23 protein-coding genes and 4 pseudogenes are annotated in these 20,561 nt (G+C 65.2%); 16 read left to right on the top strand and 11 right to left on the bottom strand.

What is annotated here, in order from left to right; translation table 11 throughout:
* From rpsE to map, 6 genes and pseudogenes are all read left to right on the top strand, one after another.
* A partial coding sequence (gene rpsE, locus G205_RS15045; protein WP_035753298.1) for a 30S ribosomal protein S5 occupies positions 1-603 on the top strand: 603 nt, incomplete at its 5' end.
* A gap of 2 nt (positions 604-605) precedes the next feature.
* Positions 606-812, top strand: a complete 207-nt coding sequence (gene rpmD, locus G205_RS15040) for a 50S ribosomal protein L30 (RefSeq protein ID WP_009358731.1) — start codon at positions 606-608, stop codon at positions 810-812.
* A complete protein-coding gene (gene rplO, locus G205_RS15035) occupies positions 813-1,289 on the top strand; it encodes a 50S ribosomal protein L15 (RefSeq protein WP_009358730.1) in 477 nt (158 codons plus the stop codon).
* A gap of 216 nt (positions 1,290-1,505) precedes the next feature.
* Positions 1,506-2,816 carry a preprotein translocase subunit SecY gene (secY, locus tag G205_RS15030; RefSeq protein WP_009358729.1) on the top strand — a complete coding sequence of 437 codons (1,311 nt, stop codon included), beginning with the start codon at positions 1,506-1,508 and terminating at the stop codon, positions 2,814-2,816.
* Positions 2,813-3,390, top strand: a pseudogene (locus G205_RS15025) (adenylate kinase). The gene secY and the pseudogene G205_RS15025 overlap by 4 nt, the downstream one beginning before the upstream one ends.
* Before the next feature lie 70 nt (positions 3,391-3,460).
* Entirely contained in the window at positions 3,461-4,288 is an 828-nt protein-coding gene (gene map, locus G205_RS15020) for a type I methionyl aminopeptidase (RefSeq protein WP_009358727.1), read from the top strand.
* 101 nt (positions 4,289-4,389) lie between these two features.
* On the opposite strand, the gene G205_RS15015 is transcribed toward map, so the two are convergent.
* On the bottom strand, positions 4,390-4,614 hold the full coding sequence (locus G205_RS15015; RefSeq protein ID WP_009358726.1) for a helix-turn-helix domain-containing protein: 225 nt from the start codon (positions 4,612-4,614) through the stop codon (positions 4,390-4,392).
* Positions 4,614-5,105: a DUF2975 domain-containing protein gene (locus G205_RS15010; RefSeq protein WP_009358725.1), complete on the bottom strand. Its 492-nt coding sequence runs from the start codon at positions 5,103-5,105 to the stop codon at positions 4,614-4,616. The genes G205_RS15015 and G205_RS15010 overlap by 1 nt, the downstream gene beginning before the upstream one ends.
* 107 nt (positions 5,106-5,212) lie before the next feature.
* On the opposite strand from G205_RS15010, the gene G205_RS15005 reads away from it, so the two are divergent.
* From G205_RS15005 to G205_RS14970, 8 genes and pseudogenes are all read left to right on the top strand, one after another.
* Positions 5,213-6,181, top strand: a complete 969-nt coding sequence (locus G205_RS15005) for a P1 family peptidase (RefSeq protein WP_009358724.1) — start codon at positions 5,213-5,215, stop codon at positions 6,179-6,181.
* 176 nt (positions 6,182-6,357) lie between these two features.
* Positions 6,358-6,579, top strand: coding sequence for a translation initiation factor IF-1 (gene infA / locus G205_RS15000; protein WP_009358723.1), 222 nt, complete (start codon positions 6,358-6,360; stop codon positions 6,577-6,579).
* Between the two features lie 68 nt (positions 6,580-6,647).
* Positions 6,648-6,761: a 50S ribosomal protein L36 gene (gene rpmJ, locus G205_RS14995; protein ID WP_009358722.1), complete on the top strand. Its 114-nt coding sequence runs from the start codon at positions 6,648-6,650 to the stop codon at positions 6,759-6,761.
* Positions 6,762-6,943: 182 nt separating this feature from the next.
* A pseudogene (gene rpsM / locus G205_RS14990) lies at positions 6,944-7,317 on the top strand (30S ribosomal protein S13).
* Between the two features lie 54 nt (positions 7,318-7,371).
* The gene (rpsK, locus tag G205_RS14985; protein WP_009358720.1) at positions 7,372-7,773 is read left to right on the top strand and encodes a 30S ribosomal protein S11; all 402 of its coding nucleotides are present in this window, start codon (positions 7,372-7,374) and stop codon (positions 7,771-7,773) included.
* 129 nt (positions 7,774-7,902) lie between these two features.
* Positions 7,903-8,913: a DNA-directed RNA polymerase subunit alpha gene (locus G205_RS14980; RefSeq protein ID WP_009358719.1), complete on the top strand. Its 1,011-nt coding sequence runs from the start codon at positions 7,903-7,905 to the stop codon at positions 8,911-8,913.
* Positions 8,914-8,981: 68 nt separating this feature from the next.
* The gene (gene rplQ / locus G205_RS14975; protein ID WP_035753292.1) at positions 8,982-9,569 is read left to right on the top strand and encodes a 50S ribosomal protein L17; all 588 of its coding nucleotides are present in this window, start codon (positions 8,982-8,984) and stop codon (positions 9,567-9,569) included.
* A 32-nt stretch (positions 9,570-9,601) separates the two neighbouring features.
* Positions 9,602-10,492: a tRNA pseudouridine synthase A gene (locus G205_RS14970; RefSeq protein ID WP_035753290.1), complete on the top strand. Its 891-nt coding sequence runs from the start codon at positions 9,602-9,604 to the stop codon at positions 10,490-10,492.
* Positions 10,493-10,543: 51 nt separating this feature from the next.
* Here the strand turns inward: G205_RS14970 and G205_RS14965 are convergent, their stop codons facing one another.
* Positions 10,544-12,211, bottom strand: coding sequence for a sensor histidine kinase (locus G205_RS14965; protein ID WP_009358716.1), 1,668 nt, complete (start codon positions 12,209-12,211; stop codon positions 10,544-10,546).
* Between the two features lie 256 nt (positions 12,212-12,467).
* Here G205_RS14965 and G205_RS14960 point away from each other — a divergent pair, with 256 nt between their 5' ends.
* Positions 12,468-13,262 (top strand): response regulator transcription factor, encoded by a 795-nt coding sequence (locus G205_RS14960; protein WP_009358715.1) that lies wholly within the window; start codon positions 12,468-12,470, stop codon positions 13,260-13,262.
* On the opposite strand, the gene G205_RS14955 is transcribed toward G205_RS14960, so the two are convergent.
* The 6 genes and pseudogenes from G205_RS14955 to G205_RS23005 form a co-directional block, all read right to left on the bottom strand.
* Positions 13,259-13,723, bottom strand: coding sequence for an Hpt domain-containing protein (locus tag G205_RS14955; RefSeq protein WP_009358714.1), 465 nt, complete (start codon positions 13,721-13,723; stop codon positions 13,259-13,261). The genes G205_RS14960 and G205_RS14955 overlap by 4 nt on opposite strands.
* Before the next feature lie 92 nt (positions 13,724-13,815).
* Entirely contained in the window at positions 13,816-14,700 is an 885-nt protein-coding gene (locus tag G205_RS14950) for a type II secretion system F family protein (RefSeq protein ID WP_009358713.1), read from the bottom strand.
* A gap of 7 nt (positions 14,701-14,707) precedes the next feature.
* Positions 14,708-15,640: a type II secretion system F family protein gene (locus G205_RS14945; RefSeq protein ID WP_009358712.1), complete on the bottom strand. Its 933-nt coding sequence runs from the start codon at positions 15,638-15,640 to the stop codon at positions 14,708-14,710.
* Positions 15,641-15,648: 8 nt separating this feature from the next.
* On the bottom strand, positions 15,649-17,151 hold the full coding sequence (locus tag G205_RS14940) for a TadA family conjugal transfer-associated ATPase (RefSeq protein WP_009358711.1): 1,503 nt from the start codon (positions 17,149-17,151) through the stop codon (positions 15,649-15,651).
* Positions 17,151-18,346: pseudogene (locus tag G205_RS14935) on the bottom strand (CpaE/TadZ family protein). Before G205_RS14935 ends, G205_RS14940 begins: the two are co-directional and overlap by 1 nt.
* A gap of 124 nt (positions 18,347-18,470) precedes the next feature.
* Positions 18,471-18,926, bottom strand: a pseudogene (locus G205_RS23005) (RcpC/CpaB family pilus assembly protein); the annotation flags it as partial.
* On the opposite strand from G205_RS23005, the gene G205_RS23000 reads away from it, so the two are divergent.
* Positions 18,874-19,026, top strand: coding sequence for a hypothetical protein (locus G205_RS23000; protein ID WP_235046938.1), 153 nt, complete (start codon positions 18,874-18,876; stop codon positions 19,024-19,026). The pseudogene G205_RS23005 and the gene G205_RS23000 overlap by 53 nt on opposite strands.
* Before the next feature lie 101 nt (positions 19,027-19,127).
* Here G205_RS23000 and G205_RS14920 read toward each other — a convergent pair whose 3' ends face one another.
* Together G205_RS14920 and G205_RS14915 are read right to left on the bottom strand one after the other, a co-directional pair.
* A complete protein-coding gene (locus G205_RS14920) occupies positions 19,128-20,165 on the bottom strand; it encodes a pilus assembly protein TadG-related protein (RefSeq protein ID WP_009358709.1) in 1,038 nt (345 codons plus the stop codon).
* Entirely contained in the window at positions 20,153-20,524 is a 372-nt protein-coding gene (locus G205_RS14915) for a TadE/TadG family type IV pilus assembly protein (RefSeq protein WP_035753308.1), read from the bottom strand. Before G205_RS14915 ends, G205_RS14920 begins: the two co-directional genes overlap by 13 nt.
* Positions 20,525-20,561: the final 37 nt, after the last annotated feature.

The raw sequence follows: 20,561 nt of genomic DNA, 5'->3' as shown, positions 1-20,561 counted from the left end.
CGTGGCGAGCGTGGCGACCGCGGCCAGGGCCGCGGCGACCGCGGTGGCCGTGGCGGCCGCGACGGTGGCCGTGAAGCCGAAAAGAACCAGTTCGTAGAGCGCGTTGTCACCATCAACCGCGTTTCCAAGGTGGTCAAGGGTGGTCGTCGCTTCAGCTTCACCGCACTGGTCGTCGTTGGTGACGGTAACGGCATGGTCGGCGTGGGCTACGGCAAGGCCAAGGAAGTTCCCGCTGCTATCGCCAAGGGCGTTGAAGAGGCCAAGAAGTCCTTCTTCCGCGTTCCCCGCGTTGGCAACACCATCCCGCACCGCGTTCAGGGTGAAGCCGCTGCCGGCGTCGTAATGCTGCGTCCGGCTTCCGCCGGTACCGGTGTTATCGCCGGTGGTCCGGTCCGTGCAGTACTGGAGTGCGTGGGCATCCACGACATCCTCTCCAAGTCGCTCGGTTCCTCCAACGCCATCAACATCGTCCACGCGACCGTTGATGCCCTGAAGCGCCTCGAAGAGCCGGCATCCGTGGCAGCACGCCGCGGCCTGCCGCTGGACGAGATCGCTCCGCAGGCACTGGTGAAGGCCCTCCTGGCTCCGAAGGCAGGTGTTTAGTCATGGCTAAGAACCTGGTCCCCTCCGACGCACAGTTGGAAATCACTCAGATCAAGTCCGCCATTGGCGGCAAGCAGAACCAGCGCGACACCCTGCGGTCCCTCGGCCTGAAGCGGATCGGACACACCGTTGTCCGCACCGCCGATGCCGTGACCGTCGGGATGCTCAACACGGTTCCGCACCTGGTAAAGGTAGAGGAGGCGAAGTAAATGGCAGAGAACGAAAAGGCTCAGGCTGAAAAGCAGAACGCCCTGAAGGTTCACCACCTGCGTCCCGCCCCGGGTGCAAAGACCGCCAAGACCCGTGTTGGTCGTGGTGAGGCATCCAAGGGTAAGACCGCCGGTCGCGGTACCAAGGGTACGGCAGCCCGCTACCAGGTGAAGGCTGGCTTTGCCGGCGGCCAGCTGCCGCTGCACATGCGCCTGCCCAAGCTGCGCGGCTTCAAGAACCCGTTCCGGGTTGAGTTCCAGGTTGTGAACCTGGACAAGCTCAACGAGCTGTTCCCCGAAGGTGGCACCGTCACCGTGGAGAACCTGGTCGAAAAGGGTGCCGTTCGCAAGAACCAGCCCGTCAAGGTGCTGGGCACCGGCGACATCACCGTCAAGGTTGACGTCACCGCCCACGCATTCTCGGCCAGCGCCGCTGAAAAGATCGCAGCAGCAGGCGGAAGCACCACCGCTCTCTAGAGCCGGTGGGCGACAGCCCGTTGTTCAACTCCCGATGACCGGGGCCAACGCCCCGGTCATCGGGAGTTTTTCACATCCGCACGCCGTATTTTTCCCGCCATCCGGCGCAGCAGCGCTTCCGCGGATTGTTCGCATGGCGCATCCAACCGTTAGACTCGGTTGTTGGGATTTATTGGGCCCCATCACACCACTCTTATAAACACCACAGGAGGACGCTTGCTTAGCGCATTTGGCCGGGCCTTTCGCACGCCTGATCTGCGACGCAAGTTGTTGTTCACGCTGGGAATCATCACCATCTTCCGCTTGGGTGCTTTCATTCCCTCGCCTGGTGTGGACTACCAGAATGTCCAGCAATGTTTGCAGAACGGTCAGACGGCCGGCGGGCTGTACCAGCTCGTCAACCTGTTCAGCGGCGGCGCGTTGCTCCAGGTGTCCATCTTCGCCCTGGGCATCATGCCGTACATCACGGCCAGCATCATCGTCCAGCTGCTCCGGGTGGTCATTCCCCGCTTCCAGCAGCTGTACGAAGAGGGCGCGTCGGGCCAGTCCAAGCTGACCCAGTACACGCGGTACCTCACCATCGCCCTGGGCCTGCTCAACGCCACCACCCTGGTGTCCCTGGCCCGGTCGGGCCAGCTGCTTCCCGGTTGTGCGCTGCCCATCATCCCCGATGACAGCATCATCACCACCATCCTGATCATCATCACCCTGACCGCCGGTACGGGCCTGATCATGTGGATGGGCGAGCTCGTCACCGAGAAGGGTGTGGGCAACGGCATGTCCCTGCTCATCTTCACCTCGATCGCAGCGACGTTCCCCACCTCCCTGGGTGCCATCTGGACCTCGCAGGGACCGGCCACGTTCTTCACCGTCCTGGCCGTGGGCCTGCTGACCGTGGCGCTGGTGGTCTTCGTGGAGCAGTCACAGCGCCGGGTCCCGGTGCAGTACGCCAAGCGGATGATCGGACGCCGCACCGTGGGCGGCACCAGCACCTACATTCCCATCAAGGTGAACATGGCCGGTGTTATCCCGGTCATCTTCGCTTCCTCCATGCTCTACCTGCCCGGCCTGATTGCACAGTTCAACCAGCCGCAGCAGGGCGAGCAGCTCCAGCCGTGGGTCGAATGGATCAACAACAACCTGGTCCGCGGCGACCAGCCGATCTATATGGTTCTGTACTTCGCCATGATCGTCTTCTTTACCTACTTCTATGTCGCGATCACCTTCAACCCTGAAGAAGTGTCCGACAACATGAAGAAGTACGGCGGCTTCATTCCAGGTATCCGCGCCGGCAAGCCGACCGCTGATTACCTGCAGTACGTGCTTTCCCGGATCACGCTCCCCGGCGCCCTGTACTTGGGCTTCGTGGCACTGATTCCGCTGGTGGCACTGGTACTGATCAACGCGAACCAGAACTTCCCGTTCGGTGGCACCTCGATCCTGATCATGGTGGGCGTTGGCCTGGAGACCGTAAAGCAAATTGATGCGCAGCTACAACAACGTCACTACGAAGGGCTTTTGCGATGACGAGAATGCTGATTATTGGACCTCCCGGTTCCGGAAAAGGAACGCAGGCGGAGCGGATTTCAGAGCGCCTCGGCGTTGTGGCGATCTCCACCGGCGACATCTTCCGCGCCAATGTAAAGGGCGAAACGCCCCTTGCATCGAGGCCAAGAAGTACATGGACAACGGGGACTTCGTTCCGGACAGCGTGACCAACAAGATGGTCCGTGACCGCCTCAGCGAGGCCGACGTCGAAAGCGGCTTCCTGCTGGATGGCTACCCGCGCACCACTGCGCAGGTGGACTACCTCGACGAGATCCTCGCCAAGGGCGACGAGAAGCTCGACGTCGTCCTGCAGCTCACTGCCGACGATGAGGAACTGGTGCACCGCCTGCTGGGCCGGGCCAAGGAAACTGGCCGGAGCGACGACAACGAAGCCGTCATCCGCCACCGCCTTGACCTCTACCACGAGCAGACCGAAGCGGTCGTGGCCAAGTACGCCGAGCGCGGCATCCTCACCCAGGTTGACGGCATCGGCCCCATCGATGACGTGACCGACCGCGTGATGCAGGCCATCAAGGCGGCACAGGCAGCCTGATCCAGGCACCGTTTTTCTGAGGCTCCTCCCGGAACAGGGGAGGAGCCTCAGCCATTTGAAAGGACACACCATGGGCTTCCGCCAGCCCCGCATCGAACTCAAGAACAACGCCCAGATGCGCACCATGCACGAGGCAGGACTGGTCCTGAGCCGCGCCCTGGACGCAGCCGTTGCCGCCGCCGTCCCGGGCGTCACCACCAAGCACCTCGACGATGTCTTCGCTGCCGTGCTCAACGAGGCCGGCGCCAAGTCCAACTTCCTCGGCTACCACGGCTTCCCCGCCACCGTCTGCACTTCCGTGAACGAGGAAGTGGTCCACGGCATCCCGGGCAGCCGCGTGCTGCAGGACGGCGACATCATCTCCATCGACGGCGGTGCCATCGTGGACGGCTGGCACTCCGATTCGGCCCGGACCGTCATCGTGGGGACCGCCGACCCGGAGGACCAGCGGCTCTCCGACGTCACCCGCGCCGCCATGTGGCGGGGGATCGCGGCCCTGGCCACCGGGACGCACGTGGGTGATATCGGCGCCGCCATCGACGACTACGTCTCGTCGGTTCCCGGCAAGCCGCTGGGCATCCTGGAGGACTACGTGGGGCACGGCATCGGCTCCGAGATGCACATGGCGCCGGACGTCCTGAACTACCGCACCACCCACCGCGGCCCTAGGATCAAGCCGGGCCTGTGCCTTGCCATCGAGCCGATGCTGGTCCGCGGCGGCATTGAAACCGCCGTGCTGGAGGACGACTGGACGGTGGTCACCACCGACGGCAAGCGTTCCTGCCAGTGGGAGCATTCCGTTGCGGTGCACGAGAAGGGCATCTGGGTCCTGTCAGCGCCCGACGGCGGCGCGGAGGACCTTGTCCCCCTCGGCGTCACCCCTGTGCCGATCCCCTAGGACCCGTTGATTGAGCCTGTCGAAATCGAAGCGGGGTTTCGACAGGCTCAACCACCGACGTTGATTGAGCCTGTCGAAATCGAAGCGGGGTTTCGACAGGCTCAACCACCAGTCCCAGCGCCGTCCGGTTCCCACCGGAGCAGGTCGCCGGGCTGGCACTCGAGCACCTCGCACAGCGCCTCAAGCGTTGTGAAGCGAACGGCCTTGGCGCGTCCGTTCTTGAGCACCGCCAGGTTGGCCGGCGTGATGCCCACTTTTTCTGCCAGCACCCCCACTGGCATTTTGCGCTTCGCCAGCAGAACGTCGATGTCCACGATGATGGCCATCAGATCACCTCGTCGAGTTCATCGCGCAGGTGCTTGGCCTCCGCATCACGCGCCACTGCCTGGGCCAGGAGGGTCCGGAGCACCAGCACGATCAGGGCCACGCCGCCGATCATCAGGGCGGCGCCGCAGATCAGCAGCACGATGCCCGGCGCGACGTCCCCAGGGGCCAGCAGCACGGCGATTCCAAAAACGAGGACTGCCGCCGCGGCGATGGCCCAGAAGATGATGTCCACGTAGCGGAAGGCCCCGTGGGAGAACACGGTTCCCCGCCGCACCATGGTCAGCAGCTGCCAGACGCACACCGCCGTGACCTGAACGCAGACGATGCCCAGGACCACGATGGCCAGGAACGCGATCCGCAGCCCGTCCGGGGCCGCGGCTTCCTGGAGGTCGATGGACACCAGGGGCACCATCCATACCTGGACGAACAGTGAACCAGCCAAAACCAGCGCGATGACGATGCGCAGCGCGAGGACTGCCAGCTTTCCCATGAACTCTCCTTTATCGAACAACAACATGATTCTATCGATATTCAATAGGTTAAGTAAACGCATCTCAGTTACGCCGCCGATGACCCATGCGGGGGCAGAATGGGCGCATGGGTTCTCTGACTGATGTGCCGGGTGTCCGGGTGGGGCAGGTCCACAAAATCGGGGCCGGCTGGTTGACTGGCGTGACCGTGGTCCTGCCGCCGCCCGGCACGGTGGGTTCAGTGGACGTCCAGGGTGGCGGACCTGCAACCCATGAGACGGATGCGCTGGACCCCACCAGCCTCGTCAGCCAGGTGGACGCTGTGGTCCTCACCGGCGGAAGCGCCTACGGCCTCGCCTCCGCTGCCGGCGTGCAGCGCTGGTGCGAGGAAAACGGCCGCGGGTTCGCCGTGCCGGGGGGAGTGGTGCCCATCGTTCCGGCCGCCGCGATTTTCGACCTTGGCAGGGGCGGCGACTTTTCCGCCCGCCCGACGCCCGAGATGGGCTACGCGGCAGCGGTTGCCGCGGCCGCTGAAATGGAAGGGCACGACGTCGAACGCGGCAACGTGGGTGCCGGCACGGGAGCACTCATCGGCAGGACGTTCAAGGGCGGGGTGGGCACCGCCTCCGCAACGTTGGAAGGCGGGGTGGTGGTTGGCGCCCTCGCTGTGGTCAACGCCCTGGGCCTGCCGCTGGTGGAGCATTCGGTGGTTGAGGAGGCGGTGGTTGAGCCTGTCGAAACCCGCGGCCGGGATTTCGGCAAGCTCAATCACCAGGGGTTGAACACCACCCTCGTTGTGGTGGCCACCAATGCCGTGCTCGATGTGGCCGAATGCAAGCGGACCGCCGCCGCATCGCATGCCGGGATCGCCCGGGCGCTGAACCCCAGCCACACCCTCGCGGACGGGGATACCGTCTTCTGCCTCGCCACTGGCGGTGTGGCGCTGGACCGGAGCGATGAAACCGCCCGGCAAATCAGCCTGGTAACCCTGCAGAGTGCGGCAGCCGACGTCGTACGCCTGGCGATCCTGGACGGTGTTGCCAGCGCGGAGCCGGTCAGCACTCCGGCCGGTGACTATGGTGCGTACGGCGGGTAGATGCGCTAGCATGGCTGGATTTAACTTTCTTGGCCCGATGGCGTAGTGTTGTTTGTTGGTTGTCTGGACTGCCGCGCCCTTTTGGGCCTGGGGCAGGCAACTGATCCAACAAAAACGTTCGTGGCAATGCCTGGTGCAATCCGGCAGGGCTGCGGCAACAACAGTTAGCGGAGGGTATGGCCAAGAAGGACGGGGTCATTGAGATCGAAGGCGTTGTGACCGAGGCGCTGCCTAACGCGATGTTTCGCGTTGAGCTCACCAACAAGCACATCGTCCTGGCACACATCTCTGGAAAGATGCGTCAGCACTACATCCGGATCCTCCCCGAGGATCGCGTAGTGGTGGAGCTGAGCCCGTACGACCTCACCCGTGGTCGTATCGTCTACCGCTACAAGTAAATTGCTGGGCGGCGTCAGTATGAACTGCTGCTGCTCCAGTTGACCACTGTTACACGCAAAGGAATGCCATGAAGGTCAAGCCGAGCGTCAAGCAGATCTGCGAAAAGTGCAAAGTGATCCGCCGTAATGGCCGGGTCATGGTGATCTGCGAGAACCCGCGCCACAAGCAGCGCCAGGGCTAATTCCCTTTCCTGGGAAACCCTGGGTTGCTAACCCACGCAAGTAAATAAAGGCAGCACAAGCTGATCTGGAACATTGAGCTCGACAGAGTCCGGACAGCTAACCCCCGGTCGGAGGCTGGGGCCGTACAGAAGTGCGGGTGTACTGCCTACGACCTCCGGTTTATTCAAGGAGTACTGCCACTATGGCTCGTCTCGCTGGCGTAGACATTCCCCGCGAAAAGCGGCTGGAAATTGCGCTTACTTACATCTACGGCGTGGGCAAGACCCGTGCACACGAAACCCTGGCTGCCACTGGCATCAGCGCTGACGTCCGCGTTAAGGACCTCACCGACGCCCAGCTGATTGAACTGCGTGACTACATTGAAGGCAACTACAAGGTTGAGGGTGACCTTCGCCGCGAAGTAGCAGCCGACATCCGCCGCAAGGTTGAAATCGGCAGCTACGAAGGCCTGCGCCACCGCAAGGGCCTGCCCGTACGCGGTCAGCGTACGAAGACCAACGCACGTACCGCAAGGGCCCGAAGCGTACCGTCGCCGGCAAGAAGAAGGCCCGTTAAAATCCCGGCCGGGATTAACGGAGCTTTCCCCAATAACTTTCTGTAGGAGAAAAAATGCCCCCGAAGACTCGTGGCGCGGTACGCAAGCCGCGTAAGAAGGACAAGAAGAATATCGCGCTGGGCCAGGCGCACATCAAGAGCACCTTTAACAACACCATCGTTTCCATCACGGATCCGACCGGCGCTGTTATTTCCTGGGCTTCCTCTGGTGAGGTCGGCTTCAAGGGCTCGCGTAAGTCCACCCCGTTCGCTGCCCAGATGGCTGCCGAAGCCGCTGCAAAGCGTGCGCAGGAGCACGGCATGCGCAAGGTAGACGTTTTCGTCAAGGGACCGGGTTCCGGACGCGAAACCGCAATCCGTTCGCTGCAGGCCGCAGGCCTCGAGGTTGGCTCCATCCAGGACGTCACCCCCGCAGCCCACAACGGCTGCCGCCCCCCGAAGCGCCGCCGCGTCTAATTCTTTTCCGCAGCAGGAGCTTGCCCGGACCAGCAATGGTCCGGGCAAGCCCAGCGCGTTAAGTCTCAGACCGAATTTCCACCACCTGTGTTGCGTCATATAGCGGATGCTCGCCGAAAGGAAACCTAAGTGCTCATTGCACAGCGCCCCACCCTCTCCGAAGAGGTAGTCTCCGAAAACCGTTCCCGGTTCGTCATCGAACCGCTGGAACCGGGCTTCGGCTACACCCTCGGAAACTCCCTCCGCCGTACCCTGCTCTCCTCCATCCCCGGTGCTGCCGTAACCAGCATCCGGATCGATGGCGTGCTGCATGAGTTCACCACGGTTCCGGGTGTCAAGGAAGATGTCACCGAGATCATCCTGAACATCAAGAACCTGTCGGTTTCCTCCGAGCACGACGAGCCTGTTGTGGCTTACCTGCGCAAGCAGGGTCCCGGAGTCGTCACCGCCGCGGACATCGCTCCGCCGGCCGGCGTCGAATTCCACAACCCGGATCTGCACATCGCCACGCTGAACTCGAAGGGCAAGTTCGAGCTCGAACTGACCATCGAGCGCGGCCGCGGCTACGTTTCGGCAGCTCAGAACAAGTCCGGCGACGCAGAGATCGGCCGTATCCCGGTCGACTCCATCTACTCGCCGGTGCTGAAGGTTACTTTCCGCGTGGAAGCAACCCGTGTTGAGCAGCGCACCGACTTCGACAAGCTGATTGTCGACGTCGAGACCAAGCAGGCCATCGCCCCGCGCGATGCCGTTGCTTCCGCAGGCACCACCCTGGTGGAACTGTTCGGTCTGGCCCGTGAGCTGAACACCGCAGCTGAAGGTATCGAGATCGGCCCGTCGCCCACCGACGCTGCCCTGGCAGCCGACATGGCACTGCCGATCGAGGATCTGGACCTCACCGTCCGTTCCTACAACTGCCTCAAGCGTGAGGGCATCCACACCGTGGGTGAACTCGTTGCCCGCTCCGAGGCCGACCTGATGGACATCCGCAACTTCGGTGCCAAGTCCATCGACGAGGTCAAGGCAAAGCTGGTTGAACTGGGCCTGTCCCTCAAGGACTCGCCTCCCGGTTTTGACCTCGCAGCACGCGCCGCAGCAATCGAAGAGGACGACGCCGCCTTCGGCGACGACGAACTCTAAACCAGACCTTGGCCGTCGGGCAGCACCACGGGGTGCCGCCCACGGCTTCCACATGAGGAGAAACAATTATGCCTACCCCCACTAAGGGTCCGCGCCTCGGAGGCGGCCCGGCTCACGAGCGCCTCATGCTCGCGAACCTGGCATCTTCCCTGTTCGAGCACAAGCGGATCACCACCACGGTGACCAAGGCCAAGCGCCTGAAGCCGTACGCAGAGCGCCTGGTGACCTTCGCCAAGCGTGGCGACCTGGCTTCCCGCCGCCGCGTCCTGGGCCTGATCAGCAACAAGGGCGTTGTCCACGAGCTGTTCACCGACATTGCCCAGGCAGTGGAGAACCGCGACGGCGGCTACACCCGCATCACCAAGATCGGCAACCGCAAGGGCGACAACGCTCCCATGGCTGTCATCGAGCTGGTTCTTGAGCCGGTTTCCGCCAAGCAGGCCGTCGTTGCCGAGGCAACGAACGCTGCCAAGCGCGACGCTGACAAGAAGGAAGCCGCCGCTGCTGCTCCGGCTGCCGAGGAAGCTCCCGAAGCTGAGGAGACCACCGAGGCTCCCGCCGCTGAAGAAGCTGCAACCGAAGAGGCTCCGGCCGCTGAGGAAGCTCCTGCAGAAGAGGCTGAGGCCCCCGCTGCCGAGGAGAAGGACGCGAAGTAATTCGCTGACCGGCTTCGCATAGACTTGGGTCTATGAACGACCAAAAACCCGCGGCCCCCGCTTTAGGGGGCGGCGGGTTTTTGCGTATCCGGCTTGATCTTTCATACGACGGCGGCCCGTTCAACGGGTGGGCCGTGCAGCCGGGCCTGCGCACGGTCCAGGGCGTCCTCGAGGAGGCCCTGGAGCTGCTGATCCGGCGTCCCGTCCGGGTGACCGTGGCCGGCCGGACCGACGCAGGGGTGCACGCCCGCGGGCAGGTGGTCCACCTGGACCTTTCCGAAGCCGAGTGGCTGGGACTTGCCCGCGGCCACGAACTGGATCCCGCCGTCGCCATGATGCGGCGGATCCGCGGGGCGCTGAACCGCGTGCTGGGCGACCTGCACGGCGCCGTGGAGGTGCACCGCGCGGCTCCCGCGCCGGAAGGGTTCGACGCCCGCTTCTCCGCCCTTTGGCGGCGCTACAGCTACCGTATTGCGGACGGCCCCGCGCTCTGGGACCCGCTGGGCCGGTACTCCACGCTCTGGCACAAGAACCCGCTGGACGTCGGCCTGCTGAACGAGGGCGCCGCCCAGCTGCTGGGGCTGCAGAACTTCCTGGCCTTCTGCAAGCCGCGGGAAGGCGCCACCACCATCCGCGACCTGCAGCGGTTCGAGTTCGCACGCGGTGAGAACGGCGTCATCGTTGCCACCGTCCAGGCCGACGCGTTCTGCCACAACATGGTCCGTGCCCTGGTGGGGTCGGCGCTGTATGTGGGCGAAGGCGTGGTGGAACCCGGCTGGCTTTATGAGCGGCTGCTCGCCAAGAAACGGGACGCCAAATCCGTGCTGGCCGCGCCGCACCCCCTGGTCCTGGAGGAAGTGGCCTACCCGTCCGACGGCGAACTGCTGGCACGCGCCGAGCTCACCCGGGCGCTGCGGGAGTAAGGCACTTGGTTTCGACAGGCTCAACCACCGGTGGTTGAGCCTGTCGAAACCCTAGAACGACGGCGGGGGTCCGTCCGCGGGCAGGGTGAGCGTGAAGGTGCTCCCTTGGCCCTGGCCGCTGACGCAGGTGATGCTGCCGCCGTGGCGTTCCACGATCATCTTGGTGATGGACAGCCCCAGCCCGGCGCCGGGGATGGCAGCCTCGCGTGCCGCGTCGGTGCGGAAGAAGCGCCGGAAGACCTGGCCGGCGTCGTCGTTGCTCATGCCCATCCCCGTATCGCTGACGCTCAGCTGAACCCAGTCGCTGCCGGCGCTGGCGCTGATCAGGACGCGGCCGCCGTCGGGGGAGTACTTGATGGCGTTGGAAACGAGGTTGTCCAGCGCCTGGCCGATCCGGATGGGGTCAGCATAGGCCCAGAGCGGCGACGGAACGTCCGCCGTGAGCTTGATGTGTGCCTGCTCTGCCTGGGCCTGCGCGGAGCCCACGCTGGTTTCCACGAGGCTTGCCAGATCGGTGCGCTTCGGGTGCACGTTCAGGGCCGTGGACGCGGAGGCGGTGAGGTCTGAGACGAGGGCCAGCATCCGCTCCGCATTGCGCTGCACCACGGTGAGCCGCCGTTCCACCTGCGGCGGCAGGCCGGTCACGTCGTCCAGCACCAAGTCCACGTTGCCGATGATGGAGTTCAGGGGCGTCTTGAACTCGTGCGAGACGTTGGAGATCAGCTCTTGGTGGGCTGCCAGGGCTTCCACCCAGCCGGTGACGTCGCTGTAGACCACCACGGCGCCGGTGAGGGTGCCGTCCTCGGCCACCAGCGGGCGGGCAGCAGTGGACATCGCCCGCTGTTCCGGTCCATCTCCGGCCCACACCAGGTAATCCGCGAAGGATTCACCGGCCATTGCGCGGCTGACCGGCCGCCTTTCGGGCGGGAGCAGGGTCCGCCTGTCTGGCCCGAAGATCAGCTGGTGCCCCTGCCCGGGGGCGGCGTCGTCGGCCCCCGTTGCCCGGCGGAAGTTCCGCTGCCGGTCGTTCGAAACGAGGAAGCGCCCGGAACGGTCGACGGCGGCAATGCCGACGTCGGTGGCCTCGAGCACAGTCTCCAGCAGCTTCTCCCGTTCCCGGCTTTCGTGCAGCAGTTGCCGGAGTTCGCGGTCCTTCTCTGCCAGTTCGCGCTGCTGCAGCCGGAGGTTCATGCTCGCGAACCGGATAGCCAGCGAGACGGCCAGCATCATCAGCGGAAAGAGGAACACGGTGGTCACGTCCGAGGCAGTGAGGTTGGGGAATCGTCCCACTGCACCGGGCAGCATGATCAGCAGGGTACCGGCGAAGCTGAGCAACCAGCTGCTCCGCACCAGCATCCCTGAGGCGGAGAGCCAGATCACCGGGAAGACCACCAGCACGGCGAGGCCCGGAAGGAGCGGCGCGGCGCCGTTGCGCAGCAGTCCGATGGCCAGGAAGTCCAGGACGGGGATCAGCAGGTAGGGCCGGTGCGGCAGGCGCTCCCAGGGAACCAGGAGGCAGGCTGCGAACAGGAAGGCATGCAGGACGATGCCGGACATGTAGAACGGATTTTGCAGCAAAGTGGGCCAGGCGAGCGGCGTGGCCACGGCAAGCGCAGCCACCACCAGTGTCAGCGGCAACTGGCACAGTGCGACTTGTGAGCGGGTCCCCAATTCCCGGAAAAGGCGCAGCGGACCGCGCCGGAACAGGGGTTCAGCCATGAAAGCCTTTGAGCCCTCCCGCCCCGATAATCCAGGCAAAGTTCCCTTGTGGTGCCGAATTCCTGCAGGTCACCGTCATGCACATCCTTTCCCAGCCGATAATGCACATGTTCTGTCATGATAATTGACTTTTCACAATGAAAGTCGAAACAGATGTAATCAGCCTGGCTTACTTGTAGCGTATAAATGGTTGGAGCGGGTATGGCATTGGCGCTGGGCCGATGGGGGGTCGTATCCGCCTGGCATGGGGATAGCAATGGACGACGATCTTGGTGTAGCTGTGGTCATCGAAGACGATGCCGACGTTCGGAACCTCCTGGAAGGGGTCCTGAGCCAGGCCGGCTTCGAAGTCCATACAGCATGTGACGGGCGGGCCGGGGTTGAGGTGGTCCGCAGCAAGCAGGCCAACGTGGTGACGCTGGACATCGGCCTGCCGGATATTGACGGGTTTGAGGTCCTCCGGAGGATCCGCCATTTCAGCAACGCCTATGTGGTAATGCTGACGGGCAGGACCGAGGAGCCGGACCTGCTCTCCGCGCTGAACGCGGGGGCGGACGACTACATCGCCAAACCCTTCCGCCCCAGGGAATTGCGGGCGCGTGTTGCCGCCATGATGCGGCGGCCGCGGCACGAAATCAACGCCCAAAAGCCCGCGCCCGCCGCGTGGACGTCCGCGCCCGCTGCCGCTGCAACCCGGATCCATGACGTGGCCGTACTGCAGCACAACGGCCTGGTCCTGAACCACCGGACCAGGACCGTGGAGGTAAACGGTGAGCCCCTGGCGCTGACCCGCAGCGAGTTCGACCTTCTCCACGTGCTGCTGAAGGGCGGCGGTGCGGTGTGTACCAGGGCGGACCTGGTGAAGGCGGTCCGTGGCGACTTCTACGACGAGGACACGTACATCAGCGAGGCGGACGAGCGGGCCGTCGAAGTCCACATCGGCAACCTGCGGCGCAAGCTCAAGGAGGACCAGCTGCAGCCGCGCTGGCTGCAGACCGTGCGTGGCGTGGGCTACCGGCTGGCACCGGCAAGGCCCGTGGGAAAGACCTAGTCCGTTCCCAGGATGTAGGTGGACTGGAGCTCGGTGATGGTCAGGCCGCCGTCCATGGCTACGCGCTCCATCAGGACCTTGCCCTGGCCAAAGTCACCCAGGCGGATCAGTGTTTCCAGCAGCTCCGCCAGTTTGGCAAGGCGAACGCCGCCCACCATGGCGGAGCTGATCTTCAGGCTGATGGCTGCATCCAGTGCCGACTCGCTGTCCTGGCTGTGGACCGCTGCGGCGAGGCGCGAATAGCGCTGGTCCCACATGGCCGCATAGTCGCGTGCGAAGCGTTTGGCCAGCCCGGTTCCGGCCAGTTCGTCTTCCAGTTCGTCCAGGACGGCGGCGTCAATGAGCGGCAAGAGCCCGGCCGCTTCCTGTGAGGGCGCGGAAAGGCTGGGCGCTGTGATCCCGGCCGGCAAGGGGCCGGCAGAAAGGCCCTCGCTGCTGGAGCCGGAATCTGGACTGTGCATTGTTCAAGGCTACTTCCTGGAATTCTTTCGTTGGCCTATTTTGGGCGAATCTGTGTAAACCTTGACCGACTCTTCAGCGGCCCTTGCGGCTGTCATTGGCCGCTGAACGTCATCACGGTATTAACCACGGCAGGGCCCAGGATGGCAATGAAGAGGACGGGGAAAATGAAGAACAGCAGCGGAAAGAGGATCATCACCGGAAGTTTCATGGCTTTTTCCTCTGCCCGTTGCCGGCGCTTCACGCGCATCACCTTGGCCTGGACCCGCAGGACCCGGCTGATGGCGATCCCGTAGGTGTCCGCCTGGACCACGGCCTGGACAAAGCTCCGCAGCTCCGGGATGTTGGTCCGTTCCGCCAGGGCGATGTAGGACTCGCGGCGGCTGCGGCCCACCTGCATGTCCTGCAGCGTGCGGACCAGCTCCTCCGCCAGCGGCCCCTTCCCGTTCTCCCCGGCCCGGGCCATGGCGCCCTCGAACCCGAGGCCGGCCTCCACGGAGATCAGCATCTGGTCCAGGGTGTTGGCGAGCTCCAGCTGGATGACCTTCTGCCGCTCCTGCCCCTTGCTGTACAGCAGCAGGTCAGGAATGAAGTAGCCCAGGAACAGGACGAAAAGGCCTGACAGCTTCATGAGCGGAGTACTGCCGATGGCGGTCAGGTAGATGCCGACGGCGATGCCTGCCAGGCCGATGGCGAGTTTGGACCCCAGCACCTTGCCCAGCGGCATGGAGACCGGGCGGCCGGCCAGGGACAGTAGCCGGTCAAGAAACGCCACGTAGGCGGGGGGAGTGAGGCGGCGGCCGATGCCTTCGAGCAGCCCGGGCCTCGTTTCCGGCGCCGCGGCGACGGGCGGGGCGCCGCGGCCGAGGAGTTCGCCGACGGCCAGCCGGCCCTGCTTGTCGACTGTCAGGGCGGACCAGGCGAGGACCGCCAGCGGGACACAAACCAGCAGGACGGAGAGGAGGATGATGACGTTCACGGGGTCCTCAGAACTTCAGGTTGATGATCTTGCGCATCCACAGCGCGCCGATGGTCATGAGGACAAAGGACGCGCCGATCATGGCCCAGCCCAGTGGGTGGGTGAACATTGAGTCCATGTAGGTGGGACTCACGGTGAGCAGCATGGCCACGATGCCGAACGGCATGGCGATCAGGATGTAGGCGGAGAACTTGCCTTCCGCCGCCAGTGCCTTGATGTGGCCCTTGATCTCCGCGCGCTCGCGGATGGTTTCGTTGACCTGGTCCAGGACGTCGGCGAGGTTGCCGCCCACTTCCCGGTTGATCTGGATGGCCTGCGAAATCCAGACGAAATCCTCGTTCTTCATCCGGTCGGCCGTGTCATTGAGCGCGGCCAGCAGGTCGCGGCCCAGGCTGGTCTCGGTGATCACCCGCCGCATCTCCTCCGAGGTCGGCTTCTGCGACTCGGCCGCCGCCGCGTCGATGGCGCGCAGGATGCTGTGCCCGGCACGGAGTCCTCCGGAGAGGAGCTGGAGGGTGTCACCGAGCTGGCCGTCGAAGGCCGCCCGGCGTTTTCCGGCCAGGAACCCGAGGACGAGTTTGCCGATCATGGGTGCCAGCAGGGCAAGGAGGAGCCCCACCAGCGGGCCCACGGTTACAGTTCCCACCAGCATGCCGATGCAGGCGCCGATCCCCACCAGGAGGAAGAATTCCGCCTGGCTGAGGCGGAGCCCGGCGTTCTCAAGCTGGGGGCGGGAGAACAGGGTGAGGTTCCGCCCGGCCAGGAGCCGTTCGAAGGAGCGGACGGCGGTTAGCGAGAAGCGCGCCAGGGAGGACGGCGGGTCGGCGTCGAACGGACGACGGCGGTCCAGCGGCACCGAGGGGGCGCCGGGCAGGATCACGGCCACGCCCAGCAGGCAGACGGCGGTGAGCAGGATGACGGCTCCGGTTGCGAGGATCACGGTGGCGCCTATCTTCCGGGAGTGGTGGTGCCGGCGGGGTTCAGGGGTGATGCAAAGACCGACGGGGACACGTGGATGCCCAGGTCCTCGAAGCGGTCGATGAAGCGGGGCCGGATTCCCGTGGCCACGGGCTTGCCCAGGAACCGTCCCTGCGCGTCCACGCCGGCGGAGTAGTCGAAGACGAAGGCGTCCTGGAGCGTGACGATGTCCCCTTCCATACCCTGCACCTCGGTGACGTGCGTAATGCGCCGGGACCCGTCCCGGAGGCGGGAAATCTGCACAATGAGGTTCACGGCGGAAGCGATCTGTTCCCGGATGGCCCGCAGCGGCAGGTCCATCCCGGCCATGAGCACCAAGGTCTCGAGCCTGGCCACGGCGTCGCGCGGGGAGTTGGAGTGCACGGTGGACAGCGAGCCGTCGTGGCCGGTGTTCATTGCCTGCAGCATGTCCAGCGATTCGCCGCCGCGGACCTCACCCACCACGATCCGGTCCGGGCGCATACGCAGCGAGTTCCGCAGCAGTTCGCGGATGGTCACCTCACCCTTGCCTTCGGTGTTGGGCGGGCGGCTTTCGAGCCGGACCACGTGTTCCTGCTGGATCTGGAGTTCCACGGCGTCCTCGATGGTGACGATCCGTTCGTCCGCCGGAAGGAAGGACGAGAGGACGTTGAGGAGGGTGGTCTTACCGGTGCCCGTGCCGCCGGAGACGATGATGTTCAGCTTTGCCTTGACGCAGGCATTGAGCAGTTCGGCCATCTCCGGGGTCAGGGTGCCGAAGTCGATCAGGTTGCGGACGGTCAGGGGCGTCTTGCTGAACTTACGGATGGTGAGCGAGGATCCGCCCACCGCCAGCGGCGGGATGACGGCGTTCACGCGGGAGCCGTCCTCGAGCCGGGCGTCCACCAGGGGGGACGACTCGTCGATGCGGCGGCCTACCTTGGACACGATCCGCTCGATGACCTTGCGCAGGTGCTCCTCGGAGCTGAACCGGGACTCGGACAGCGTCAGTTTGCCTTTGCGTTCCACATAGATCTGGTCCATCCGGTTGACCATGATTTCACTGACGTCCGGATCGTCGAGAAGGCGCTGGAGGGGGCCGTAGCCCAGGACGTCGTCGGCAACGTCGCGGACCAGGCGGGTGCGTTCCTCGGATGTGAGCGGAACCTGCTCGGCGTCGATGATGCGGGAGAGTTCCTCCTTGGCGGTGCTCCGGAGTTCCTGCTCGGTGACCGCTGCGTCGTTGAACCGGGCGCCCATCCGTTCGAAAAGGGCGTTGGCCGCACGCAGCTTCATGGCGGCGAAGACATCCACCTTGGGTGCCGTGGGCACCTGCTGGGTGCCGGCGTCGGGCGCTGGCACCACGACGGCGGGGCGCGCGGGAAGGTGCCCTTCCGCCGTCGTGCCCGGAAAAGTGTCCGGGGCGGCGGAGACGGGACGCTCCAGCACGGCGGTGGCCGCGCCGGATGCCTGGCCGCGGTCCTGGGCCGCGCTGATCCGTTCGGAGAGTTTCATCAGATGACCACCCTTCGGTGAAGCTTCCGCTGTGTCTGGGTACGCCACGCCGGGTTGAACCGCTCCACCAGTTGGCGGAGGCTCTTCACGGCAGGGTCTTTCCTGGATTCCTGGAGGACGGGGATGCCCCGGTTGGTGGACAGGGCCACGGCGCGGGACCGGGGGACGCTGACATCCACGGGCGCGCCGATAGTGGACTCGACGTCCTGGACGTTGAGGCCGGCCTTGGCGTCCGCCATGTTCAGGACCACGTGCCGGGACTCGGGCATGATGTCCAGCTGGCGGAGGACTTCCAGGCCGGAGCGCAGGCCGCGGAGGCTGGGGACGTCCATGGCGCTGACCCACACCACGTCGGTGCACTGTTCCATGGCGGCCAGGCCAATTTCCGGCATGCCGGGCGCGGTATCGATGACCACGTACTGGAATTCCTGGGCCAGCTGCTCGATAAGGCGGCTGACCTGCTCGGGCGTGATGTGGTCCGCGTCCACCGGGTTCGGCGGGGCGCAGAGCGCATAGATGCCTGCCGGGTGCACGGTGAGGAAGGCCTTGAGGACCAGGGGGTCCTGCGCGGCCGCCGGGGTGACGGCGTCAGTGACGGTGTGCTCCGGGGTCAGGTACAGGCCGGAGGCGACGTCGCCGAACTGCAGGTCCAGGTCCACGATCACCACGCTCATGGGCGCGATCTGGCCCAGGCCGATGGCGATGTTGGTGGCGAGGGTGGTCTTGCCGACCCCGCCCTTGGGGGAGAAGACGCCGATGACCAGGCCCTTGCCGCCGTTTTCCGTGGGCGGTGCCTCGTGGTTGCGGTGCCGGGTGGCGAAGGACTGGCAGGCGCGTTCCAGGAGGACGCGGATTTCCGCCGCGTCCGCCTGCGGCTCAGGATGTCCCTGATGCCGGCGCGCATGGCGTGCAGGAGGAAGTCCGGCTCGATGTCGCTGACCAGGACCAGGCTGAGGCCGGGGAGCTGGACGTCGAACACCTTGGCGAACCGGAGTGCTTCTTCGTAGGGCACGTCCGGGCCGATGATCAGGACCTCCGGCTGCTCCTGGTTGAGCAGGGAAAACAGCTCGGCGGGGCCTGCCGGGAGGATGTCCGAGGCGATGGTCTGCACGGTGCCGCGCAGGCCGTTGGCGACGGCGGCGCGCAGCTTCTGGTCGAACTCGCCGTTGGGGGAGAGGAGGACGAAGCGGCTCACTTGTACACCACTTCCTTGCGTTCGACCGGGGGCCGTTGTCTTCGGCGTCCAGGGGTTCCTTGGTGAGCCAGAGGCTGCCGTTGATGGATGTGAAGATGATCTTGGCGGCGTCCACGTCCGTGACGGCGACGGTGAGCATGAGGGAGCCTTCGGGGAGGGTGGTGTCCTGCGGGTTGGTGCCGTCTTCAGAGGTTTCCGCGCTCGCGGCCTGCGGGGCGCGCTGGACGGCGGTGACCAGGACCTTGCGGAGGGTGAGCTGGGTAGTGGCGTCTTCCGCCTTCGCCTTGTAGGCGCCGTTTTCGAAGTTGAGGGCGATGCCTACGTGGTCGCCGACATTGATCCGCCCGCCCGCGACGCGCTGCGGCTCCAGCTGGAAGGAGACTTCCTGCAGCCCGGCGGGAACTTCCACGGCGCCGCTTTCCTTGGCTTCCTCCGGGGCGACCAGCCGCTCGGCCAGGAGCTGCTCGCCGGGGACCAGGTCCACTGCGGCCACCGTGCCGGCCTTGCCGTCCAGGGTGCTGAGGGCGGTGTCTGACACGCCCGCGGCGGGAACCTTTTCGATGACCAGGCTGGCGGCCATGTCGTTGACCGGAGTGCCGGCGGGAACGGCCTCCTTCACCACCAGGACGTCGCGCGGTTCGGTGGAGGCCAGGGCCCGCTGGTCGGCGCCGTTGGCGTAGAAGATGATGAGGATTGCCCCCACGAGCGCCAGGGCGACGGCGGCCGTTCCGGCGAGCAGGCGAGACTTCACTGTGTTACTCCGTGGGTTCGTGGGGCGTGTTCAGAGGGTGAGCCGCGCGATGGTGGCGCCGTACTGGTCCACCGGGCCGAGGGTGTAGCCGTCGGCGAGGGAGACGTATTTGACGAATTTTCCGATGATGCCGCGGCACTCACCGCGGCATTCGGTGGCGGAGGTGACGCCGGTGGTGGTTGAGGCGCGGTTCTGGTGGGTGTACGGGAGGGTGCTGTCGCCGCTGAATTTCCATCCCGTGACCTTGAAGGCGGCGAAGGACACCATTCCGTAGATGGCGCCTGCACCGGTTCCGGTGACCTTGTCGAACACGGGAAGCAGGACGATGACGTCCCTGCCGGCCGCCATTTCGCTGGCCCAGCGGTTGAGCTCCGTGGAGCAGTTGCCGGGGGCGTTGTTGCCGGGGTCGCTGCCGCCCTCGCTGACAGCGAGGTCGATGGTGCCGCCGCACTTGCCGGCGTCCTGGACCAGCCAGCCGAAGCCGCCCTGGACCGCGGCGCCGGACGGGCCGTAGTTGCAGTCGGCGTTGGCGTTCTTGCCGTGTTCCTGGAGGAGCTGGAGCGCGCCGCCGATGTTGTCCTTGACCTGGCAGATGGAGAACGCCAGGGGGAACGCGGTGCGGCCCGCCTTGGGGCTGCCCCACGCTGCCGAGGACCGGGCGCCCACCTCCTTGGAGGGGATGCCGATCGCGTTGGCGAAGAAGAGCGAGACAGAGTTGTCTTTCCCGCCGGTTTCCTTGGCGCTGGTGGTGACGCTGACCGTCCGGGCGGTCTTGTCCAGCTGGATGCTGTGGACCTTGCTCATGCCGTCCAGAGCGTTCTGGTTGGCCAGGCTCCCGGCGAGGGTGGACGTCGTCGAACATTGTGCATCCGTGGCGTCCCTGGCGCATTTCTGTGCCAGGGCGATTGCGGAGGCGTCCGCGCCGCTTTGCAGCTGCGCGCGTTCGGAGTAGATGACGCCGACGTCGACGGCGATGGCTGTGAAGCCGAGGAGCGTGACCAGGAGGATGGCGACGATGACGCTGACGGCGCCTTTCTCCGCATGGTCCTGGCCGCTTACCCGCCGCACAGCATGACTCCTCTGCCCGTCAGGGGGAACGGCCCGGCGATGCCGGTGATGGTGGACAGGTTGTACTTGATGGTGAGCGTCACCTGGTTCCCGGTGCTGCAGGCCGTGGTGCTGAGGCTGATGTCTGAAGCGGGGATGCTGCTGACCGAGGCCGCAGCGTTTATCGCTGCAGTTTTCGCGCCGGCCGGATCGTTGGCGATGGCCATGACCCGGACGCCGTCGCGCGCTGCGTTGGTGAGCGTGATCTGCGCGTTGTAGGCGCGGCCGAACTCGATGGTGCCCAGGACCAACATCAGGAGGAGGGGCAACAGGATCGCGAATTCGACGGCGGCTGCTCCGCGCTCCGAATCGTGTGTCACCTGCTGCACCTCCTCCTGGATTTGCTGGTTCTTACTT

The organism is Arthrobacter nitrophenolicus (genome assembly GCF_000332815.1).
In the GTDB taxonomy this organism is placed as follows: domain Bacteria; phylum Actinomycetota; class Actinomycetes; order Actinomycetales; family Micrococcaceae; genus Arthrobacter; species Arthrobacter nitrophenolicus.
The sequence above is the reverse complement of the archived record's forward strand: the minus strand, read 5'-3'. Positions and strand labels throughout refer to the sequence as shown.

Bases quoted from the DNA above. Each gene is read 5' to 3' on its own strand.
- G205_RS15005 (WP_009358724.1), top strand. From the start codon at position 5,213: ATGGGTTCTCTGACTGATGTGCCGGGTGTCCGGGTGGGGCAGGTCCAC.
- map (WP_009358727.1), top strand. From the start codon at position 3,461: ATGGGCTTCCGCCAGCCCCGCATCGAACTCAAGAACAACGCCCAGATG.
- G205_RS15015 (WP_009358726.1), bottom strand. From the start codon at position 4,614: ATGGCCATCATCGTGGACATCGACGTTCTGCTGGCGAAGCGCAAAATG.
- G205_RS14940 (WP_009358711.1), bottom strand. From the start codon at position 17,151: ATGAAACTCTCCGAACGGATCAGCGCGGCCCAGGACCGCGGCCAGGCA.
- G205_RS15010 (WP_009358725.1), bottom strand. From the start codon at position 5,105: ATGGGAAAGCTGGCAGTCCTCGCGCTGCGCATCGTCATCGCGCTGGTT.
- rpmJ (WP_009358722.1), top strand. From the start codon at position 6,648: ATGAAGGTCAAGCCGAGCGTCAAGCAGATCTGCGAAAAGTGCAAAGTG.
- G205_RS14965 (WP_009358716.1), bottom strand. From the start codon at position 12,211: ATGGCTGAACCCCTGTTCCGGCGCGGTCCGCTGCGCCTTTTCCGGGAA.
- infA (WP_009358723.1), top strand. From the start codon at position 6,358: ATGGCCAAGAAGGACGGGGTCATTGAGATCGAAGGCGTTGTGACCGAG.
- G205_RS14970 (WP_035753290.1), top strand. From the start codon at position 9,602: ATGAACGACCAAAAACCCGCGGCCCCCGCTTTAGGGGGCGGCGGGTTT.
- rpmD (WP_009358731.1), top strand. From the start codon at position 606: ATGGCTAAGAACCTGGTCCCCTCCGACGCACAGTTGGAAATCACTCAG.
- G205_RS14955 (WP_009358714.1), bottom strand. From the start codon at position 13,723: ATGCACAGTCCAGATTCCGGCTCCAGCAGCGAGGGCCTTTCTGCCGGC.
- rplQ (WP_035753292.1), top strand. From the start codon at position 8,982: ATGCCTACCCCCACTAAGGGTCCGCGCCTCGGAGGCGGCCCGGCTCAC.
- G205_RS14960 (WP_009358715.1), top strand. From the start codon at position 12,468: ATGGACGACGATCTTGGTGTAGCTGTGGTCATCGAAGACGATGCCGAC.
- rplO (WP_009358730.1), top strand. From the start codon at position 813: ATGGCAGAGAACGAAAAGGCTCAGGCTGAAAAGCAGAACGCCCTGAAG.
- rpsK (WP_009358720.1), top strand. From the start codon at position 7,372: ATGCCCCCGAAGACTCGTGGCGCGGTACGCAAGCCGCGTAAGAAGGAC.